The sequence below is a fragment of the Streptomyces sp. NPDC094448 genome (assembly GCF_044763775.1).
GTDB lineage: Bacteria > Actinomycetota > Actinomycetes > Streptomycetales > Streptomycetaceae > Streptomyces.
This window is the reverse complement of sequence record NZ_JBIWGU010000002.1, coordinates 1-16,460: the sequence shown is the minus strand read 5'-3', so window position 1 is coordinate 16,460 and position 16,460 is coordinate 1. Positions and strand designations below refer to the sequence as shown.

14 protein-coding genes and 1 pseudogene are annotated in these 16,460 nt (G+C 71.4%); 11 read left to right on the top strand and 4 right to left on the bottom strand.

Translation table 11 applies throughout. The annotated features are described in order from the left end of the window. The first annotated feature begins 282 nt into the window (after positions 1–282). From ureA to ACIQ9E_RS03585, 8 genes are all read left to right on the top strand, one after another. The gene (gene ureA, locus ACIQ9E_RS03620; RefSeq protein WP_403701411.1) at positions 283–963 is read left to right on the top strand and encodes an urease subunit gamma; all 681 of its coding nucleotides are present in this window, start codon (positions 283–285) and stop codon (positions 961–963) included. Beyond that, on the top strand, positions 960–2,672 hold the full coding sequence (locus ACIQ9E_RS03615; protein WP_403701408.1) for an urease subunit alpha: 1,713 nt from the start codon (positions 960–962) through the stop codon (positions 2,670–2,672). Before ureA ends, ACIQ9E_RS03615 begins: the two co-directional genes overlap by 4 nt. Before the next feature lie 94 nt (positions 2,673–2,766). Further along, positions 2,767–3,807: an agmatine/peptidylarginine deiminase gene (locus ACIQ9E_RS03610; RefSeq protein WP_403701405.1), complete on the top strand. Its 1,041-nt coding sequence runs from the start codon at positions 2,767–2,769 to the stop codon at positions 3,805–3,807. A 59-nt stretch (positions 3,808–3,866) separates the two neighbouring features. Next, on the top strand, positions 3,867–4,883 hold the full coding sequence (locus ACIQ9E_RS03605; protein WP_403701402.1) for a hypothetical protein: 1,017 nt from the start codon (positions 3,867–3,869) through the stop codon (positions 4,881–4,883). A gap of 113 nt (positions 4,884–4,996) precedes the next feature. Next, the gene (locus tag ACIQ9E_RS03600; RefSeq protein WP_403701400.1) at positions 4,997–5,695 is read left to right on the top strand and encodes a TetR/AcrR family transcriptional regulator; all 699 of its coding nucleotides are present in this window, start codon (positions 4,997–4,999) and stop codon (positions 5,693–5,695) included. Positions 5,696–5,799: 104 nt separating this feature from the next. Continuing rightward, positions 5,800–7,149, top strand: a complete 1,350-nt coding sequence (locus tag ACIQ9E_RS03595) for an MFS transporter (RefSeq protein WP_403701397.1) — start codon at positions 5,800–5,802, stop codon at positions 7,147–7,149. Between the two features lie 293 nt (positions 7,150–7,442). Further along, positions 7,443–9,047: a citramalate synthase gene (cimA, locus tag ACIQ9E_RS03590; RefSeq protein ID WP_366255308.1), complete on the top strand. Its 1,605-nt coding sequence runs from the start codon at positions 7,443–7,445 to the stop codon at positions 9,045–9,047. 165 nt (positions 9,048–9,212) lie between these two features. Further along, positions 9,213–9,794, top strand: a complete 582-nt coding sequence (locus ACIQ9E_RS03585; RefSeq protein WP_403701393.1) for a DUF6309 family protein — start codon at positions 9,213–9,215, stop codon at positions 9,792–9,794. Here ACIQ9E_RS03585 and ACIQ9E_RS03580 read toward each other — a convergent pair. From ACIQ9E_RS03580 to ACIQ9E_RS03570, 3 genes are all read right to left on the bottom strand, one after another. Next, entirely contained in the window at positions 9,781–10,002 is a 222-nt protein-coding gene (locus tag ACIQ9E_RS03580) for a DUF397 domain-containing protein (protein ID WP_403701390.1), read from the bottom strand. The genes ACIQ9E_RS03585 and ACIQ9E_RS03580 overlap by 14 nt on opposite strands. Next, entirely contained in the window at positions 9,999–10,820 is an 822-nt protein-coding gene (locus ACIQ9E_RS03575; protein ID WP_403701387.1) for a Scr1 family TA system antitoxin-like transcriptional regulator, read from the bottom strand. The genes ACIQ9E_RS03580 and ACIQ9E_RS03575 overlap by 4 nt, the downstream gene beginning before the upstream one ends. Positions 10,821–10,972: 152 nt before the next feature. Next, positions 10,973–11,572, bottom strand: a complete 600-nt coding sequence (locus ACIQ9E_RS03570) for a YceI family protein (protein WP_403701384.1) — start codon at positions 11,570–11,572, stop codon at positions 10,973–10,975. 232 nt (positions 11,573–11,804) lie between these two features. Here ACIQ9E_RS03570 and ACIQ9E_RS03565 point away from each other — a divergent pair, with 232 nt between their 5' ends. The 3 genes from ACIQ9E_RS03565 (at position 11,805) to ACIQ9E_RS03555 (ending at position 16,156) form a co-directional block, all read left to right on the top strand. Continuing rightward, positions 11,805–14,138, top strand: coding sequence for a polysaccharide lyase 8 family protein (locus tag ACIQ9E_RS03565; protein ID WP_403701381.1), 2,334 nt, complete (start codon positions 11,805–11,807; stop codon positions 14,136–14,138). 154 nt (positions 14,139–14,292) lie between these two features. Beyond that, entirely contained in the window at positions 14,293–15,876 is a 1,584-nt protein-coding gene (locus ACIQ9E_RS03560) for an acyl-CoA carboxylase subunit beta (protein WP_403701378.1), read from the top strand. Between the two features lie 61 nt (positions 15,877–15,937). Continuing rightward, the gene (locus ACIQ9E_RS03555) at positions 15,938–16,156 is read left to right on the top strand and encodes an acyl-CoA carboxylase subunit epsilon (protein ID WP_403701376.1); all 219 of its coding nucleotides are present in this window, start codon (positions 15,938–15,940) and stop codon (positions 16,154–16,156) included. Positions 16,157–16,295: 139 nt separating this feature from the next. On the opposite strand, the pseudogene ACIQ9E_RS03550 reads toward ACIQ9E_RS03555, so the two are convergent. Then, positions 16,296–16,460 (bottom strand): annotated as a pseudogene (locus ACIQ9E_RS03550) (ATP-binding protein); the annotation flags it as partial.

The window sequence follows — 16,460 nt, the reverse complement described above, 5'->3', positions numbered from 1 at the left end:
TCGGCGGGCCGGTGGCCCGGTGGCGGGGTGAGCCCGTGAGTCCGTGGCCCCGTGAGCCCGCGGCCGGATAAGCCGTACACCGGCCCCGGCTGTCCCCGTCCCGTCCCGTCCGGAGAAGTGCGCCTGCCCCCGTTCCCGCCGCCCGGCGGGAACGGGGGCAGTGCCGTATCCGGCCCCGGCGCGCCCACCGCGGCTTAGAGCGGTGCTCGAAAACACTCCCGCCGATCCTTCTCATCCCGGCGTCCACTGTTTAGAGTGGCGCTCAAAAGGAGGTACGGCGGGATGCGACTCACCCCAACGGAACGGGACCGGCTGCTGCTCTTCAGCGCGGCCGAGCTGGCCCGGGCGCGCCGGGCGCGCGGTCTGAAGCTGAATGTGCCCGAGGCGACCGCGCTGATCGCGGACACGGTGTGCGAGGCGGCCAGGGACGGCCGCCGGCTCGCCGAGGCCGTCGATGCGGCCCGGTCCGTGCTCGGTCCGGACGATGTACTGCCCGGAGTGGCCGATGTGGTGACCGAGGTCCATGTGGAGGCGGTCTTCGACGACGGTTCCCGGCTCGCCGTGGTCTCCGACCCGATCGGCGGCACCGCGGGTCCCGCCGCGCCCGGCGCGATCCTGCCCGGCCCGGCGGATCCCGCGCCGGAGCCGGACACGGTGCTGACCGTCCGCAACACCGCCGAGGTGCCGATCAGCGTCACCTCGCACTTCCACTTCTTCGAGGCCAATCCGCGCCTCGACTTCGACCGTTCGGCGGCGTACGGCATGCGGCTGTGCGTACCGGCCGGTTCGTCCGTCCGCTTCGACCCCGGCGGCAGCAGCGAGATCGGTCTGGTCCCCATCGGCGGCGCCCGGATCGCCATCGGCTTCGCGGGCCTGGTCGACGGGCCGCTGGACGCGCCCGGCGCGAAGGACGAAGCCCTGCGCAGGGCGGCGGCCTGCGGCTATCTGGGGGCGGACCGATGAGCGCGGTTCCCCGTCCGGGTGGTGGGATCGACCCGTACGAATACGCCTCGGTCCACGGCCCGCGCGCCGGCGACCGGGTGGTGCTCGGCGACACCGGGCTGGTGGTCCGGGTCGAATCCGACTCCCAGCACCCCGGGGACGAGTTCCTCGCGGGCTTCGGCAAGACCGCCCGCGACGGACTGCACCTCAAGGCGGCGGCCGTCCGCGAGACCTGTGACGTCGTCATCAGCAACGTCCTGGTCATCGACGCGGTCCAGGGCATCCGGAAGGTGTCGATCGGGATCCGCGAGGGCCGGATCACCGGAATCGGCCGGGCGGGCAATCCGGACACCCTCGACGGGGTCGACGTGGTCACCGGCACCGGCACCACGATCGTCTCCGGGGAGGGGCTGATCGCCACCGCCGGTGCCGTGGACACCCATGTCCATCTGCTCTCCCCGCGGATCATGGAGGCTTCCCTGGCCTCCGGTGTCACCACGATCATCGGCCAGGAGTTCGGCCCGGTCTGGGGCGTCGGCGTCAACTCGCCCTGGGCGCTGAAGCACGCCTTCGGCGCCTTCGACGCCTGGCCGGTGAACATCGGCTTCCTCGGCCGCGGTTCCTCGTCGCACGCGGCGCCGCTGGTGGAGGCGCTGGCCGAGGGCGGGGCCTGCGGTTTCAAGGTCCACGAGGACATGGGCGCCCACACCCGCGCGCTGGACACCGCCCTGCGGGTGGCCGATGAGCACGATGTCCAGGTCGCCCTGCACAGCGACGGGCTGAACGAGTGCCTGTCGGTGGAGGACACCCTGCGGGTGCTGGAGGGCCGGACGATCCACGCCTTCCATATCGAGGGCTGCGGCGGCGGGCACGTCCCCAATGTCCTCAAGATGGCGGGCGTACCGAACGTGATCGGCTCCTCCACCAATCCGACGCTCCCCTTCGGCCGGGACGCGGTCGCGGAACACTACGGAATGATCGTCTCCGTCCACGATCTGAAGACGGACCTGCCCGGTGACGCCGCCATGGCCCGGGACCGGATCCGGGCCGGGACCATGGGCGCGGAGGACGTCCTGCACGATCTCGGCGCCATCGGCATCACCTCGTCCGACGCCCAGGGCATGGGCCGCGCCGGGGAGACCGTGCGCCGTACGTTCGCCATGGCGGGCAAGATGAAGGCCGAGCTGGGCCCGCTCGCGGGCGACGGCCCGCACGACGACAACGCCCGCGTACTGCGCTATATGGCGAAGCTGACGATCAACCCGGCCATCGCGCACGGGCTCTCCCACGAGATCGGCTCCATCGAGACCGGCAAGATGGCGGATATCGTCCTCTGGCAGCCGCGCTACTTCGGTGCGAAGCCGCAACTGGTCCTGAAGTCGGGTTTCCCCGCCTACGGTGTCACCGGCGATCCGAACGCGGCCACCGACACCTGCGAACCGCTGGTGCTCGGACCGCAGTTCGGGGCGTACGGAGCGACCCCGGCCGACCTGTCGGTCGCCTTCGTCGCCGGGGCCGCCGTCGCGGCGGGCAACGATCTGCTGCCGACCCGGCGCCGCCGGGTCGCGGTCCGCGGCACCCGCGGGATCGGCCCGGCCGATCTGCTGCTCAATTCCAGGATCGGCGATGTCGCCGTGGACTCCCGCAGTGGTCTGGTCACCCTCGACGGCGATCCGATCCGCTCCGAAGCCGCCGAATCGGTCTCTCTCAACCGCCTCTACTTCCTCTGATTCCCCCGCAGCCCCCCCCGCAGCACGTCCTCAGCACCCGCAGCACGTCCTCAGCACCCCGCAGCGCCACGCCCAGCACCACTGGAGTATCCCGATGTTCCGTATGCCGCCCGAATGGGCGCCCCATGAACGCACCTGGATGGCCTGGCCCGGCCCCAACCCCACCTTCTCCGACGGCGGCGAACTCGACGGCTCCCGGCGCGCCTGGGCCGCCGTCGCCCGCGCCGTCCGCCGCTTCGAACCGGTCACGATGGTGGTCGGCCCCGGGCAGAGCGCCGGGGCCCGGGCCCTGCTCGGCCCGGACGTCGATCTCGTCGAACGGGAACTCGACGACGCCTGGATGCGGGACATCGGGCCGACGTTCGTCAGCGACGGGACCCGGCTCGCCGCCGTGGACTGGGTGTTCAACGGCTGGGGCGCCCAGGAGTGGGCCCGCTGGGAGCACGATGCGGAGATCGCCCGTGCCGTGGCCGGTCTGGCGGACGTCCCCGTCCACGGTTCCCCGCTGGTCAACGAGGGCGGCGGTATCCATGTCGACGGAGAGGGCACGGTCCTGCTGACCGAGACGGTCCAGCTCGGCCCGGAGCGCAATCCCGGCTGGACCAGGGGACGGGTCGAGGCCGAGATCCACGCCCGGCTCGGCACCAGCAAGGCGATCTGGCTGCCGCGGGGCCTGGCCGCCGACTATCCGCCGCACGGCTACGGCACCCTCGGCCATATCGACATCGTCGCCGCCTTCGCGGGCCCCGGGGTGATCGTCGCCCACACCCAGCCCGACCCGGCCCACCCCGACCACGGCCCCTGCGCCCGGAACGTGGAGTTCCTCCGTACGCAGACCGATGCGAAGGGGCGGCCGTTCGAGGTCGTCGAGGTGCCGGCGCCCACCGCCGTCCGCGGTGAGGACGGCCACTGGGCCGACTACTCGTACATCAACCACTACGTCTGCAACGGCGGTGTGGTGCTCTGCGCCTTCGACGATCCGCGCGACGAGGAGGCGGCGGCCGTCTTCCGGCGGCTCTACCCCGACCGCGAGGTCGTCCTGGTCGACGCCCGGACGATCTTCGCCGGGGGTGGCGGGATCCACTGCATTACCCAGCAACAGCCCGCGGTGGGCGGGGACACCAGGGGAGAATGAGGCGGTGGACGGCCCCCGGGGTACGGAGGGGGCCGTTCCTCCACTGGAGGTGAGTGAGCATGTCCCCAACCGCAGACGGCTCCGGGGCGATCGCCCCCGGCAGCACGGACCGCGCCGAGTTCGAGGCGGACACCCGGGCCCACCGGCAGCTGTACTGGACCACCGAGCCCGCGGAGCTGATCGCGACCGTCACCGGGCATATCGCGGCGGGCCGGACCCTGCCGGCCGGAGCCGCCGCCGGTGCGGACGCTCTCCCCGCGGCGGATGCGGACGGTGCCGGGGTGGCGGCGGCCGTCGCCGAAAGCCTGCTGCTCGTGGGACGGCTCGAACTCCTGGGCCGCCATGACCCGGAGGCCGCCCGCCCCGCCCTCCAGGAGGCCCGTACGACGGCCGTCGCCGCCGGTGAACCACTGCTGGCGGCCGCCGCCCTCGGCCTGCTGGCGCTGGTGCCCGCCGACGGGCGGGCGGAGGCGGCGGCCGAATCCTTCACCGCCGCCCGGTCCCTGCTCGCGCACGCCGGTACCGGCGCCGCCGGGCTGCTCGACTGGCTGGAGGCCGTCGAGGCCGAGCGCGCCAACCGGGACGGGGAGCACGAGAAGGCCATCCGGCTGATTTCCCGGGTCGAAGGGGCCCGGGTCCGGTCGGAGGACCGGCCGTTCCCGCCGTGGCTCGACTGGTGTACGACGGCCCGGATCGGCATCCTCAAGGGCCGGATCCAGCTCGCCGCCGGTCTGGTGGCGCAGGCCAGACGTACCCTGCTGTACGCGATGGCGACGGTACGCCCCGACGACCACGGCCAGCGGTCGCTGATCTACGCGGGCCTCGCCGCCGTCGAAGCCGCGGACGGCCAGGCGTACGAGTCCTGCGGCTACGCCTGCCGGGCGCTGGAGCACATCGAGGCGGGCGGCGATGTGATGGGCGTGCGGGCCGGCCTGGAGGAGTATCTGCACGACTCGTGCGTCCAGGACCTCTACGAGAGCCTGGCGTTCTCCCCGTCCGAATCCGTGGTCCCGGCCGGCACCGGCGAGGTCACCCGCCGGGGCACGAGTGCCGGACGGGCCCCGGGAATCCGGTAGAACGTACAGGTGAATCACTTGCCGGGGGCGCCACTGCGGGCGCGTGACACGGGATCGTCGGACAGCGGTACGAGGCCGACCGGGCCGGTCGCGCCGGTCGCGAGGTCCGGCCGGTGACCCCGCCCGTCCGGAGGCGCAATATCGCCCCGCCGCGCGAGTCCGTCCTCGCCGCGGCCATGGCCACCATCGCGGAACACGGCCTCGATGCGCTCACCATGGCCGGTCTGGGCCGGGACGTCGGCATGAGCAGCGGCCATCTCCTCTACTACTTCGGCACCAAGGACGAACTCCTGCTGCGGACGCTGGAGTGGAGCGAAGGGCGGCTCGGCGCCGAACGGGCCGCGCTGCTCGCCCGGCAGGCACCGGCCGCCGAGAGGCTGACCGGCTATGTGGAGCTGTACGTCCCCGACGGGCCGCGCGATCCGCACTGGACCCTCTGGCTGGAGGTGTGGAACCGCTCGGCCGGAGCGGCGGAGTCCGCGCGGGCCCGGCAGTCCGCGATCGAAGGCGCCTGGCACCGGGATCTGGTCGCCCTGCTCGCCGAGGGCATTTCGCACGGCGAGTTCCGCCGGGTCGACCCCGACCGTTTCGCGGTCCGCCTGCGGGCCCTCCTCGACGGCCTGAGCGTCCATGTCGCGGTCGCCCTCCCGGGCACCAGCCGCCACCAGGCCCTTGCCCACGTCAGTGAATTCCTTGCGGATTCGCTCCTGCTGCCAACCCGTGGCGAGCGGGGGCGCGAGGGAGAGACCCAGGGGCGCGAGGAACTGCGCGAACAACCCCAACGGCGGGACAGCCGTACCCAAGGCTCATGAGAACGGCGCTCTCACCAGCAGGGGAACGCAACGCACACAAGTAGGCGTGATCGTTGCCGCCGCAACCCTTCTCGGCCGCCGGGCCCTCCGGCACCGTTCCGCCCATGGGACAAGGCCACTGGAAGAAGATCTGGGTCGGCTCCGCCGGGAACCTCGTCGAATGGTTCGACTGGTTCGTCTACGCCGGCTTCGCCACCTACTTCGCGGGCGCGTTCTTCCCCGAGGGCAATGACACCGCCAAGCTCATGAACACCGCCGGTATCTTCGCCGTCGGCTTCTTCATGCGGCCGGTCGGCGGCTGGCTGCTCGGCCGGGTCGCGGACCGCAGGGGACGGAAGACGGCCCTGACCCTCACGGTCACCCTGATGTCCGCCTCCGCCGTGCTGATCGCCGTCGCCCCTACCTACGCCGTCGCCGGATACGGCGGCGCCGCCGTGCTGCTGGTCGCCCGGCTGCTCCAGGGGCTCTCGGTCGGCGGCGAGTACGCGGCCAGCGCCACCTATCTGACCGAGGCGTCCGCGCCCGGCCGCCGTGGTCTGGCCTCCAGTTTCCAGTACGTCTCCATGACCGCGGGCCAGATCCTGGGCCTCGGCATCCTGCTCACCCTCCAGAGCACGATGTCCGACGACGCGCTGCACAGCTGGGGCTGGCGCATCCCGTTCGTCATCGGGGCGCTGGGCGCGGCCGTCGTCTTCTATCTGCGGCGCGAGATGCTGGAGACGGAGGTGTACGAGCAACTGGACGGCCCGGACGGCCCACAGGCAGCCGCCGCGGAGAACGGCACGATCCGGGCGCTGCTGGCCCACAAACGGGAGGCGTTCCTCGTCGTCGCGCTGACCATGGGCGGCACCGTCGCCTACTACACGTACACCACCTACCTGACGAAGTACCTCTCCAATTCCGCGGGGCTCCCCAAGCAGACCGCCACCCTGGTCTCCTTCTGCGCGCTGATCGTCTTCGCCTGTCTCCAGCCGCTCGCGGGCGCTCTCTCCGACCGGATCGGCCGCCGCCCGCTGCTGATCACCTTCGCCCTGGGGTCCACCTTCCTGACCGTCCCGATCATGACCCTGCTGAAGCAGGCGGGCTCCTTCTGGCCCGCTTTCGGGCTCTCCCTGCTCGCCCTGGTGGTGATCACCGGCTATACGTCCATCAACGCCTGTGTGAAGGCGGAGCTGTTCCCGACCGGAGTCCGGGCGCTGGGCGTGGCCCTGCCGTACGCCGTCGCCAACGCCCTCTTCGGCGGCACCGCCGAATATGTGGCGCTCTGGTTCAAACGCTCCGGCGCCGAGTCCGGCTACTACTGGTACGTCGCGGGCTGCGCGGCGGTCTCCCTCGTCGTCTATCTCACCATGCGGGAAACCCGCGACATCGACCTCGCCACGGTGGGCAAGGGACACACCGCAGCCCCGGCCCCGGAACCCGCCAAGGCCCCGGCGCCCGGTCCCGCATCGTGAGACAGCGGGGCGGCCCGCCGGACCCCTGTGGCAGGATGCGACCGTGCCTACTCTCGCCATGATTATCGGCAGCAGGCGCGCCGGTCCGCAGTGACGGCCCCGTACGTATCCCGTACGACGCCGCCACCGTGTCCCCAGACCCGCGCGCAGACCTCTCGCATCCGCGAGGGGTTTTTTTGTTCTCCACTCCGTTACCGGCCCCACTCCCCGCCGGAAACGGACAGCGCGAGAGGATAGGGACAAGTGGAGCCAGAAGTTCCGGGAGCCACTCATTCGACAGGAGCAGAACCAGCATGACGACGAAGCCGACGACGGACGACAGCTTCCACGTCTTCGACACCACACTCCGTGACGGCGCGCAGCGCGAGGGCATCAACCTCACGGTCGCGGACAAGCTGACCATCGCCCGGCACCTGGACGAATTCGGCGTGGGGTTCATCGAGGGCGGCTGGCCGGGGGCCAACCCGCGGGACACGGAGTTCTTCGCCCGCGCCCGCCAGGAGATCGACTTCAAGAACGCGCAGCTCGTGGCCTTCGGCGCCACCCGCAGGGCCGGGGCGACCGCCGCCGACGACCCCCAGGTGCAGGCGCTCCTCACCTCCGGCGCGCCCGTGATCACCCTGGTCGCCAAGGCCCACGACCGCCATGTCGAACTGGCGCTCCGCACCACCCTCGACGAGAACCTGGCGATGATCCGGGACACCGTCTCCCATCTGCGGGAGCAGGGCCGCCGGGTCTTCGTCGACTGCGAGCATTTCTTCGACGGCTACCGCGCCAACCCCGCCTACGCCAAGGCTGTCGTCCGCGCCGCCGCCGAAGCCGGCGCCGATGTCGTCGTGCTCTGCGACACCAACGGCGGCATGCTGCCCGCCCAGATCCAGGCCGTGGTCGCCACGGTCGTCGCGGACACGGGTGCCCGGCTCGGCATCCACGCGCAGGACGATACGGGCTGCGCCGTCGCCAACACCCTCGCCGCCGTCGACGCGGGCGCCACCCATGTCCAGTGCACGGCCAACGGCTACGGCGAGCGCGTCGGCAACGCCAACCTCTTCCCGGTCGTCGCCGCGCTGGAGCTGAAGTACGGCAAGAAGGTGCTGCCCGACGGCGCGCTGGCCGAGATGACCCGGATCTCCCACGCCATCGCGGAGGTCGTCAACCTCACCCCCTCCACCCACCAGCCCTATGTCGGCGTCTCCGCCTTCGCCCACAAGGCCGGACTGCACGCCTCCGCCATCAAGGTCGACCCCGACCTCTACCAGCACATCGACCCCGAGCTGGTCGGCAACACCATGCGGATGCTGGTCTCCGATATGGCGGGCCGCGCCTCCATCGAGCTGAAGGGCAAGGAGCTGGGCATCGACCTCGGCGGCGACCGGGAACTGGTCGGCCGGGTCGTCGAGCGGGTCAAGGAGCGGGAGGCCCAGGGCTACACCTACGAAGCCGCGGACGCCTCCTTCGAACTGCTGCTGCGAGCCGAGGCCGACGGGCGGCCCCCGCGCTACTTCCGTACCGAGTCGTGGCGCGCCATCGCGGAGGACCGCCCCGACGGCAGCCACGCCAACGAGGCCACGGTGAAGCTCTGGGCGAAGGGCGAGCGGATCGTCGCCACGGCCGAGGGCAACGGCCCGGTGAACGCCCTCGACCGGGCCATGCGGGTCGGCCTGGAGCGCATCTACCCCCAGCTCGCAAAGCTGGAGCTGGTGGACTACAAGGTCCGCATCCTGGAAGGCCGGCACGGCACCGAGTCCACCACCCGGGTCCTGATCACGACCGGTGACGGCAAGGGCGAGTGGGCCACGGTCGGCGTCGCGGAGAACGTGATCGCCGCCTCCTGGCAGGCGCTGGAGGACGCGTACACCTACGGGCTGCTGCGCGCGGGCGTCGAACCGGCGGAGTGACCCGGCCCCGACCGACCGCCCGGACACCGATGAAAGTCGGCCAAAGTACGGGCGGGCGGGAGTGCGTGGGTGGGCCACGGGGATACGCTCCCCGGCTGTCCCACCGTGATCGTTCCGGGGTTCCGGAACGGGCCGCGGCCCCGGCATGAGCAAAGGCGTCCCTGTATGCGAGTCCTCGCCAGCGTCCCCTTCGAGCACGTCCTGGCCACCTTCACCCGGAACCATCCGTACGTTCCGGATGAGGCGGGCAACACCAACGACGAGGCCGAGGAGAACCTCTGCCACGCCCAGCTCGAATTGGGCCACTGGCACCATGTGCGGCTCGACCGGGTCGAGGTGCTGGACGTGGTGCTGCCGTGGCATACGGGGGAGTACGGCGAGACCGAGCTGATCGCCCCGGAGGGGACGACGGTCGCGGCGGCCGTGGCCCGGCTCCGGGCGCTGGGGCAGTCGTACGGGCGGGGCAATCCGGACTGCGCGGCCCGGCTGGCGCACCACGCGGAGGCTCCGATGACGCCGGTCTATCTGTCGGCCCGCGCGGTGCCGGGGCCGGACTACGAGCGGCTGGCGGTACGGGAGGGGCTCATCCATCTCGACGGGCTGCACCGGCTGCTGGCCTGGGAGCTGTCCGGGCGGCTCGCGGCGGGCGCGACGGTGGAGGCGTATACGGCGAGCGCCGCCCGGAGCCATGTCGGCCAGGTCCGGACGGCGCTCGGCAGCACGGGGGAGGGCGTCAGCGGGCGCTGAGGAACGCCTTCCAGGCGGCGGGGGCGACGGTCAGCATCGGCCCGTCCTGGACCTTGGAGTCCCGGATATGGACGGCGGCGTGGTGGGCCGCGATCTCGACGCAGTCGCCGCCCTGGCTGCCGCTGTAGCTCGACTTCCGCCACTCATAGGCGATCTCGACGCAGTCGCCGCCCTCGTCGCCGCTGTAGCTCGACTTGAACCAGATCATGTCTCTCCTAGCAACGCGTCCAGCAAGTCCATGCTCTCCCCGGGGGAGAGGGCCTGTGAACGCAGCATCCCATACTTGGCCAGGAGCACACTGGCGTCATCCGGATCATCGGCCAGGAAGCTCACCTGCTGCCCTTCCACATAGGCGAGTTGGTCGTGATCCGGAGTTTCCAGGAGAACCATGGGGCCATCGAGACCGGCATGGCGCTTGGCCCGGGTCGGCATGATCTGGAGCCCCAGAAAGGGGAGTTCGGCGACCTGTCGCAGATGCTGGTTCTGCTCGCGGAGCACCTGCTCACCACCGACTGGGCGGTAGAGGATGGACTCCTCCAATAGGAAGTTGCACATCGGCCGGGGTTTCCGCTGGAGCACTTCCTGTCGCTCCAGCCTGGCCTGGACCCACTCCTCCAACTCGTCTTCGTCCAGCGGGGGATAGAGATTGGAGAAGACCGCCCGCATGTAGTCGGTGGTCTGGAGCAGCCCAGGGACGACCTGGTTCTGATACGAGAGCAGCGTCAGGGCCTCCTGTTCGTAGTCCACGAAGTCCTGCGCGAAGAGCGGGAAGCGCTCCCGCGGTGGAACGTTCTTCACCCCGGACGCCAGAGCCCCCTTCGTATGGAGGAGTTCGTCCAGCCGCTCCGCGAGGTCCAGTTTCAGCGCCCTGCGCCCCTGTTCGATGGAGGCGATGGTTTCGACGTCGAGTTCGAGTACCTCGGCCAACTGGGCCTGGGTGTACCCCGCGGCCTTCCGCAGGGTGGCCAGTTGTGCTCCGAGGACGTGCCATGAGGTGCCCCGCTTGGGGCGTTTCGCGTTTTGCATGGTTGCTTCATTTCCCACTACGGCACGCGATCGACCGGAAACTCCGCGTACAAAAAAACTGTACGGGTGCGGTACGGGTCCCGGACACGACAGAGCGCGCCCACCCCGCCGGGGTAAGGACGCGCTTCTGTCGGTGCTGGACGGGCGGGCCGTCAGGCCTTCTTGATGGCGGAGATGTCGAGGTTGAGCTTGACCTTGTCGCTGACCATGACGCCACCGGTCTCCAGAGCGGCGTTCCAGGTCAGACCCCACTCGGAGCGCAGGATGGTCGCGGAGCCCTCGAAGCCCACCCGGTGGTTGCCGTAGACGTCGGTCGCGGCGCCGTTGAACTCCAGGTCGATGGTGAGCGGACGGGTCACGTCCTTGATGGTGAGGTCCCCGAAGATCCGGTAGTCGTCGCCGCCGGCCGCCTCCGCGCGGGTGGAGCGGAAGGTCATCAGCGGGAACTGCTCGGCGTCGAAGAAGTCGGCGCTGCGCAGGTGGTTGTCGCGGTCCGCGATGCCCGTGTCGATGCTGGTGATCCGGACGTCGATGCTGGCGCTGGAGTCGGCCGGGTCGGCGCCGTTCAGGACGAGCGTGCCCTCGTAGTCGTCGAAGCCGCCGCGGACGTTGGTGACCATCGCGTGCCGGACCTGGAAACCGATCTGGCTGTGCGCCGGGTCGATCACGTACTCACCGGACACGGCCGCCAGCGCGGGGTCGACGGGGGCGGCGGACTCGGCGGTGTCGGACTTGCGGTTGAAGAGGCCCATGACGAACTCCTGAGAGGGGGGTGGTGAAGAGGTTGTTTAAGCTTCAACGAGAACGACTGTAGCGAAATTCCGTTGAAGCTTCAACATCTTCCATGGAATTCACCCGGATGGCCCGCTGTGACGGCGTCCGGGCGGGGTGCAAGCGCTTTCAGTATCGGCGCCGGACCCGTTGTCGTCCCGGCGACACCCTGCCGACGATGGGTGCGCCCCCTCTACGCCCCCGGAGGTCCCCGTGCCCCAGCCGCCCCCGCCCTTGTCCCGCCGGGCCTTCGTCACCGCCGCCGGACTGGCCGGGGCCGCCGGGGCCCTCGCCGCCGCGGGCCCGCCGCCCCCGGATCCGTACGAACTCCTCCGGCACCGCTGGCTGGAGATCGGCCTCGGCAGCGGCTACGACCCCGCCGCCGAGCCGTACGCCTCCCGGATCGCGGAGACCACCCGCCTCGCCGCCGCCCACCGCGCCGCCCTGGCCCCCGGCCCCGGCTCCCTCTGGCCCGACCTGCCCTTGCTCCCGCCCGCGCCGCCCGCCCACATCACCCGCAGCTTCGCCCGCCTCTGGACCATGGCCCAGGCGTACACGTACGGAACCGGCGACGGGCCCGGGCTCCTCGCGGACACCGTCCACGGCCTCGGCCGGCTCACCGCCCTCGCCTACCACCCCGGCACCGAGCCCCGCGGCAACTGGTGGGAGTGGCGCATCGGCAGCCCCCGCCTCCTGATGGACCTCGTCGCCGTCCTCCACGACCACCTCGCCGCCGACACGGTCGCCACCGCCTGCGCCGCCGTCGACCACTTCGTCCCCGACAGCCTCCTCACCGACTACTCCGGCATCTCCACCGGCGCCAACCGCGTCGACCTCTGCCGCTCCACCGCCCTGCGCGGGATCCTCGGCCGCGCCCCCGACCGGATCGCCCTGGCCCGTACCGCGCTCTCCCCGGTCTTCCCGTACGTCACCGAAGGCGACGGCCTCTACGCCGACGGGTCGTACGTCCAGCACACCCGCGTCCCCTATACCGGCACCTACGGACAGGTCCTGCTCGACGGGCTCGCCCGGCTCTTCGCCCTGCTCGACGGCTCCCCCTGGGAGATCACCGACCCCGCCCGCCGCAACGTCCTCGACAGCGTCGACCGCGCCTTCAGCCCGCTGATCCACAACGGGCTGATCATGGACAGCGTCAACGGCCGGGCGGTCAGCCGGGGCCTGGCCCGCGACGACGACCGCCGGATCCTGCGCGGCGACCACTACCACGGGCACGCCGTGATCGCCGCGATCGCGCTGCTCGCCCGCGGCGCCCCGCCCGCCGACCGCGACCGCTGGTACGCCCGGATCAAGGGCTGGGCCGCCCGTGACACCACCGGCTCCCTCCTCACCTCGCCCCGGCACGGCACCGCCGATCTGGCGCGGCTCGCCACGGCCGCCGCCGCCCCCGTCCCGACCGCCCCCCAGGCCACCGGCCACAGCCTCTTCGCCGCCATGGACCGGGCCGTGCACCGCCGCCCCGGCTGGACCGTGAACATCGCCATGGCCTCGGAACGCACCGCGTACTACGAATGCGGGAACGGCGAGCACCCGCGCGGCTGGCACACCGGCGCCGGAATGGTCCTCTGGTGGCCCGAGCACAGCCTCGGAGACCAGTACACGGACTGGTTCTGGCCCACCGCCGACCCGTACCGGATGCCCGGCACCACCGTCTCCACCCGGCGGCTCGCGGACTTCGAGGGCGGAGAGTGGGGCGAACCGCGGCCCGCCGCGCGCTGGGCCGGGGGTGCCACCGACGGCACGTACGCCGCCGTCGGCCAGGATCTGCGGGGACTGGGCTCCACCCTCCGGGCCCGGAAGTCCTGGTTCTGCGCCGACGACGCCGTCGTCTGCCTGGGCGCGGGCATCACCTGCACCGACGGCGTCCCGGTCGAGACCGTCGTCGACCACCGCAGTCTCGGCGCGTCCGGCCGGGCCCGCTTCCGGTACGGCGCCCGCTGGGCCCATCTGGAAGGCCACGGCGGCTGGGTCCTGCCCGGCGGCACCCGCCGGCTCCACAGCCGCCACGAGGACCGCGGCGGAGCCTGGGCCGATATCAACACCGGCGGCAGCACCGAACGGGTCACGCGCCGCTACCGCACGCTCTGGCTGGACCACGGCACCGATCCGGTCGACGCCTCGTACCTCTATCTCCTGATGCCGGGCGCGAGCCCCGCCCGTACCGCCGCCCGGGCCGCCGACCCGCACTGGCTGACCGTCCTCGCCAACGACGCGCGCTGCCAGGCGGTAACCCTCCCCTCCCTCGGGCTGACGGCCGCGAATTTCTTCGCCACCGGAACGGTTGGCCCGCTGACCGCATCGGCGCCCCTGAGCGTCCTGATCAGGGAGCAGGGCCGCGAAGCCGCGCTGTCGCTGGCGGATCCGGAACGCTCCCGCTCACCCGTGGAACTCGTCTGGCGGCGGCCCGTACGAGCCGTGGAGAGCCGGGACCCCGCCATCGAGGTACTCGCCACCGGCGCCGCCGTTCGGCTGAGACTCCATCCCGGCACGGCGGGCACGAGCCGAGGCTGCCGGGTGGCACTCGGCTGAACGGATTATGGGATTCCTACAAACAGCAGTGGTCCCCGGCTGGCGACTGGGGTGATGCGCCCGGGGCTTCTGTGAGGGATTCACAGGAGAATCGGCCCGAGACTGTACGGTGTGAACGGCGGAAAAATTGCAGCCCTGTCCTTAGGGTCGATACATGACCCTTGTCGACGAGACCCCCAGCGAGCCCACCGACGCACGCGGGCGCGTGGCCGAGCTGCACGACCTGCGGGAGCAGGCGGTCCGCGGACCGAGCGACCGCGCGACCGAGGCGCAGCACGCCAAGGGCAAGCTGACCGCGCGCGAGCGGATCGCGCTCCTGCTGGACGAGGGCTCCTTCCACGAGGTCGAGCAGCTCCGCCGGCACCGGGCCACCGGCTTCGGCCTGGAGGCCAAGAAGCCGCACACCGACGGTGTCGTCACCGGCTGGGGAACGGTCGAGGGACGGACGGTCTTCGTCTACGCCCACGATTTCCGGATCTTCGGCGGTGCGCTGGGCGAGGCCCACGCCACCAAGATCCACAAGATTATGGACATGGCGATCTCGGCGGGCGCGCCGCTGGTATCGCTGAACGACGGCGCGGGCGCCCGGATCCAGGAGGGCGTTTCGGCGCTCGCCGGATACGGCGGCATCTTCCAGCGCAACACCCGGGCGAGCGGTGTCATCCCGCAGATCTCCGTGATGCTCGGCCCGTGTGCGGGCGGCGCCGCCTACTCGCCCGCGCTCACCGACTTCGTGTTCATGGTCCGCGAGACCTCCCAGATGTTCATCACCGGTCCCGACGTGGTGAAGGCCGTGACGGGCGAGGAGATCACCCAGAACGGCCTCGGCGGTGCCGATGTCCACGCCGAGACCTCGGGCGTCGCCCACTTCGCGTACGACGACGAGGAGACCTGCATCGCCGAGGTGCGGTACCTCCTCTCGATGCTGCCGCAGAACAACCGGGAGAACCCGCCGCACGTGGCGGCCACCGACCCGGTCGACCGCCGCTCCGACGTCCTGCTGGACCTGGTGCCCGCCGACGGCAACCGCCCGTACGACATGCACAAGGTCATCGAAGAACTCGTCGACGACGGCGACTTCCTGGAGGTCCACGAGCGCTGGGCCCGGAACATCGTCTGCGCCCTGGCCCGGCTCGACGGCCAGGTCGTCGGCATCGTGGCCAACCAGCCGCAGACCCTCGCCGGGGTCCTGGACATCGAGGCCTCCGAGAAGGCCGCCCGCTTCGTCCAGATGTGCGACGCCTTCAACATCCCGATCGTGACCCTGCTGGACGTCCCCGGCTTCCTCCCGGGCGTCGACCAGGAGCACGGCGGGATCATCCGGCACGGCGCCAAGCTGCTCTACGCCTACTGCAACGCCACCGTGCCCCGGATCTCCCTGATCCTGCGCAAGGCCTACGGCGGCGCGTACATCGTGATGGACTCCCAGTCCATCGGCGCCGACCTCACCTACGCCTGGCCGACCAACGAGATCGCGGTCATGGGCGCCGAGGGCGCCGCCAATGTGATCTTCCGGCGGCAGATCGCGGACGCCGAGGACCCCGAGGCCATGCGGGTGCGGATGGTCAAGGAGTACAAGTCCGAGCTGATGCACCCCTACTACGCCGCGGAGCGCGGACTGGTCGACGACGTCATCGACCCGGCCGAGACCCGGGCCGTGCTCGTCGCGTCCCTGGCGATGCTCCGCACCAAGCACGCCGATCTGCCGTCCCGCAAGCACGGCAACCCGCCGCAGTGACCCGCCTCAGCAAGCCGCGCAGCCACCGACCGGACCCCATCGCGAAAACGGAGCACACACGATGAGCACCCAGTCCGTCCGAGCCACGGACCCGTCCGTCCTGCGCGTGGAGAAGGGGCACTGCGAGCCCGAGGAGCTGGCCGCGATCACCGCGGTGCTGCTGGCCCGCGCCGCCGCCGCGCCGCAGACCGCCGACAGCGCCCACGGCCGTACCGCCGCGCCCTGGAGCCGTCCCGAGCGGCAGCGGGCCTTCCAGCTCTCGCACAGCTGGCGGGGCTGACCGCCCCACGCCGTACTGAGCGCGCCCCGGCCCCGGATCCGTCCGGGGCCGGGGCGTTCGGGCACCCGCGGCCGGAATCACAGCGCCCCCGTCCCCCTCCGGTGAGGGGGACGGGGGCCGCATACGTCTCGGACCGGACCTACCGGAGCCGTGCCATGAGGGCGTGTTCGACGAGGGTGATGAGGGCGCTCTTCGCGTCGGCGCGATGGCGGGCGTCGGTGGTGATGATGGGGGTGTCGGGTCCGATCTGGAGGGCTTCGCGGACTTCTTCGGGGGTGTAGGGCTGGTGTCCGTCGAAGCCGTT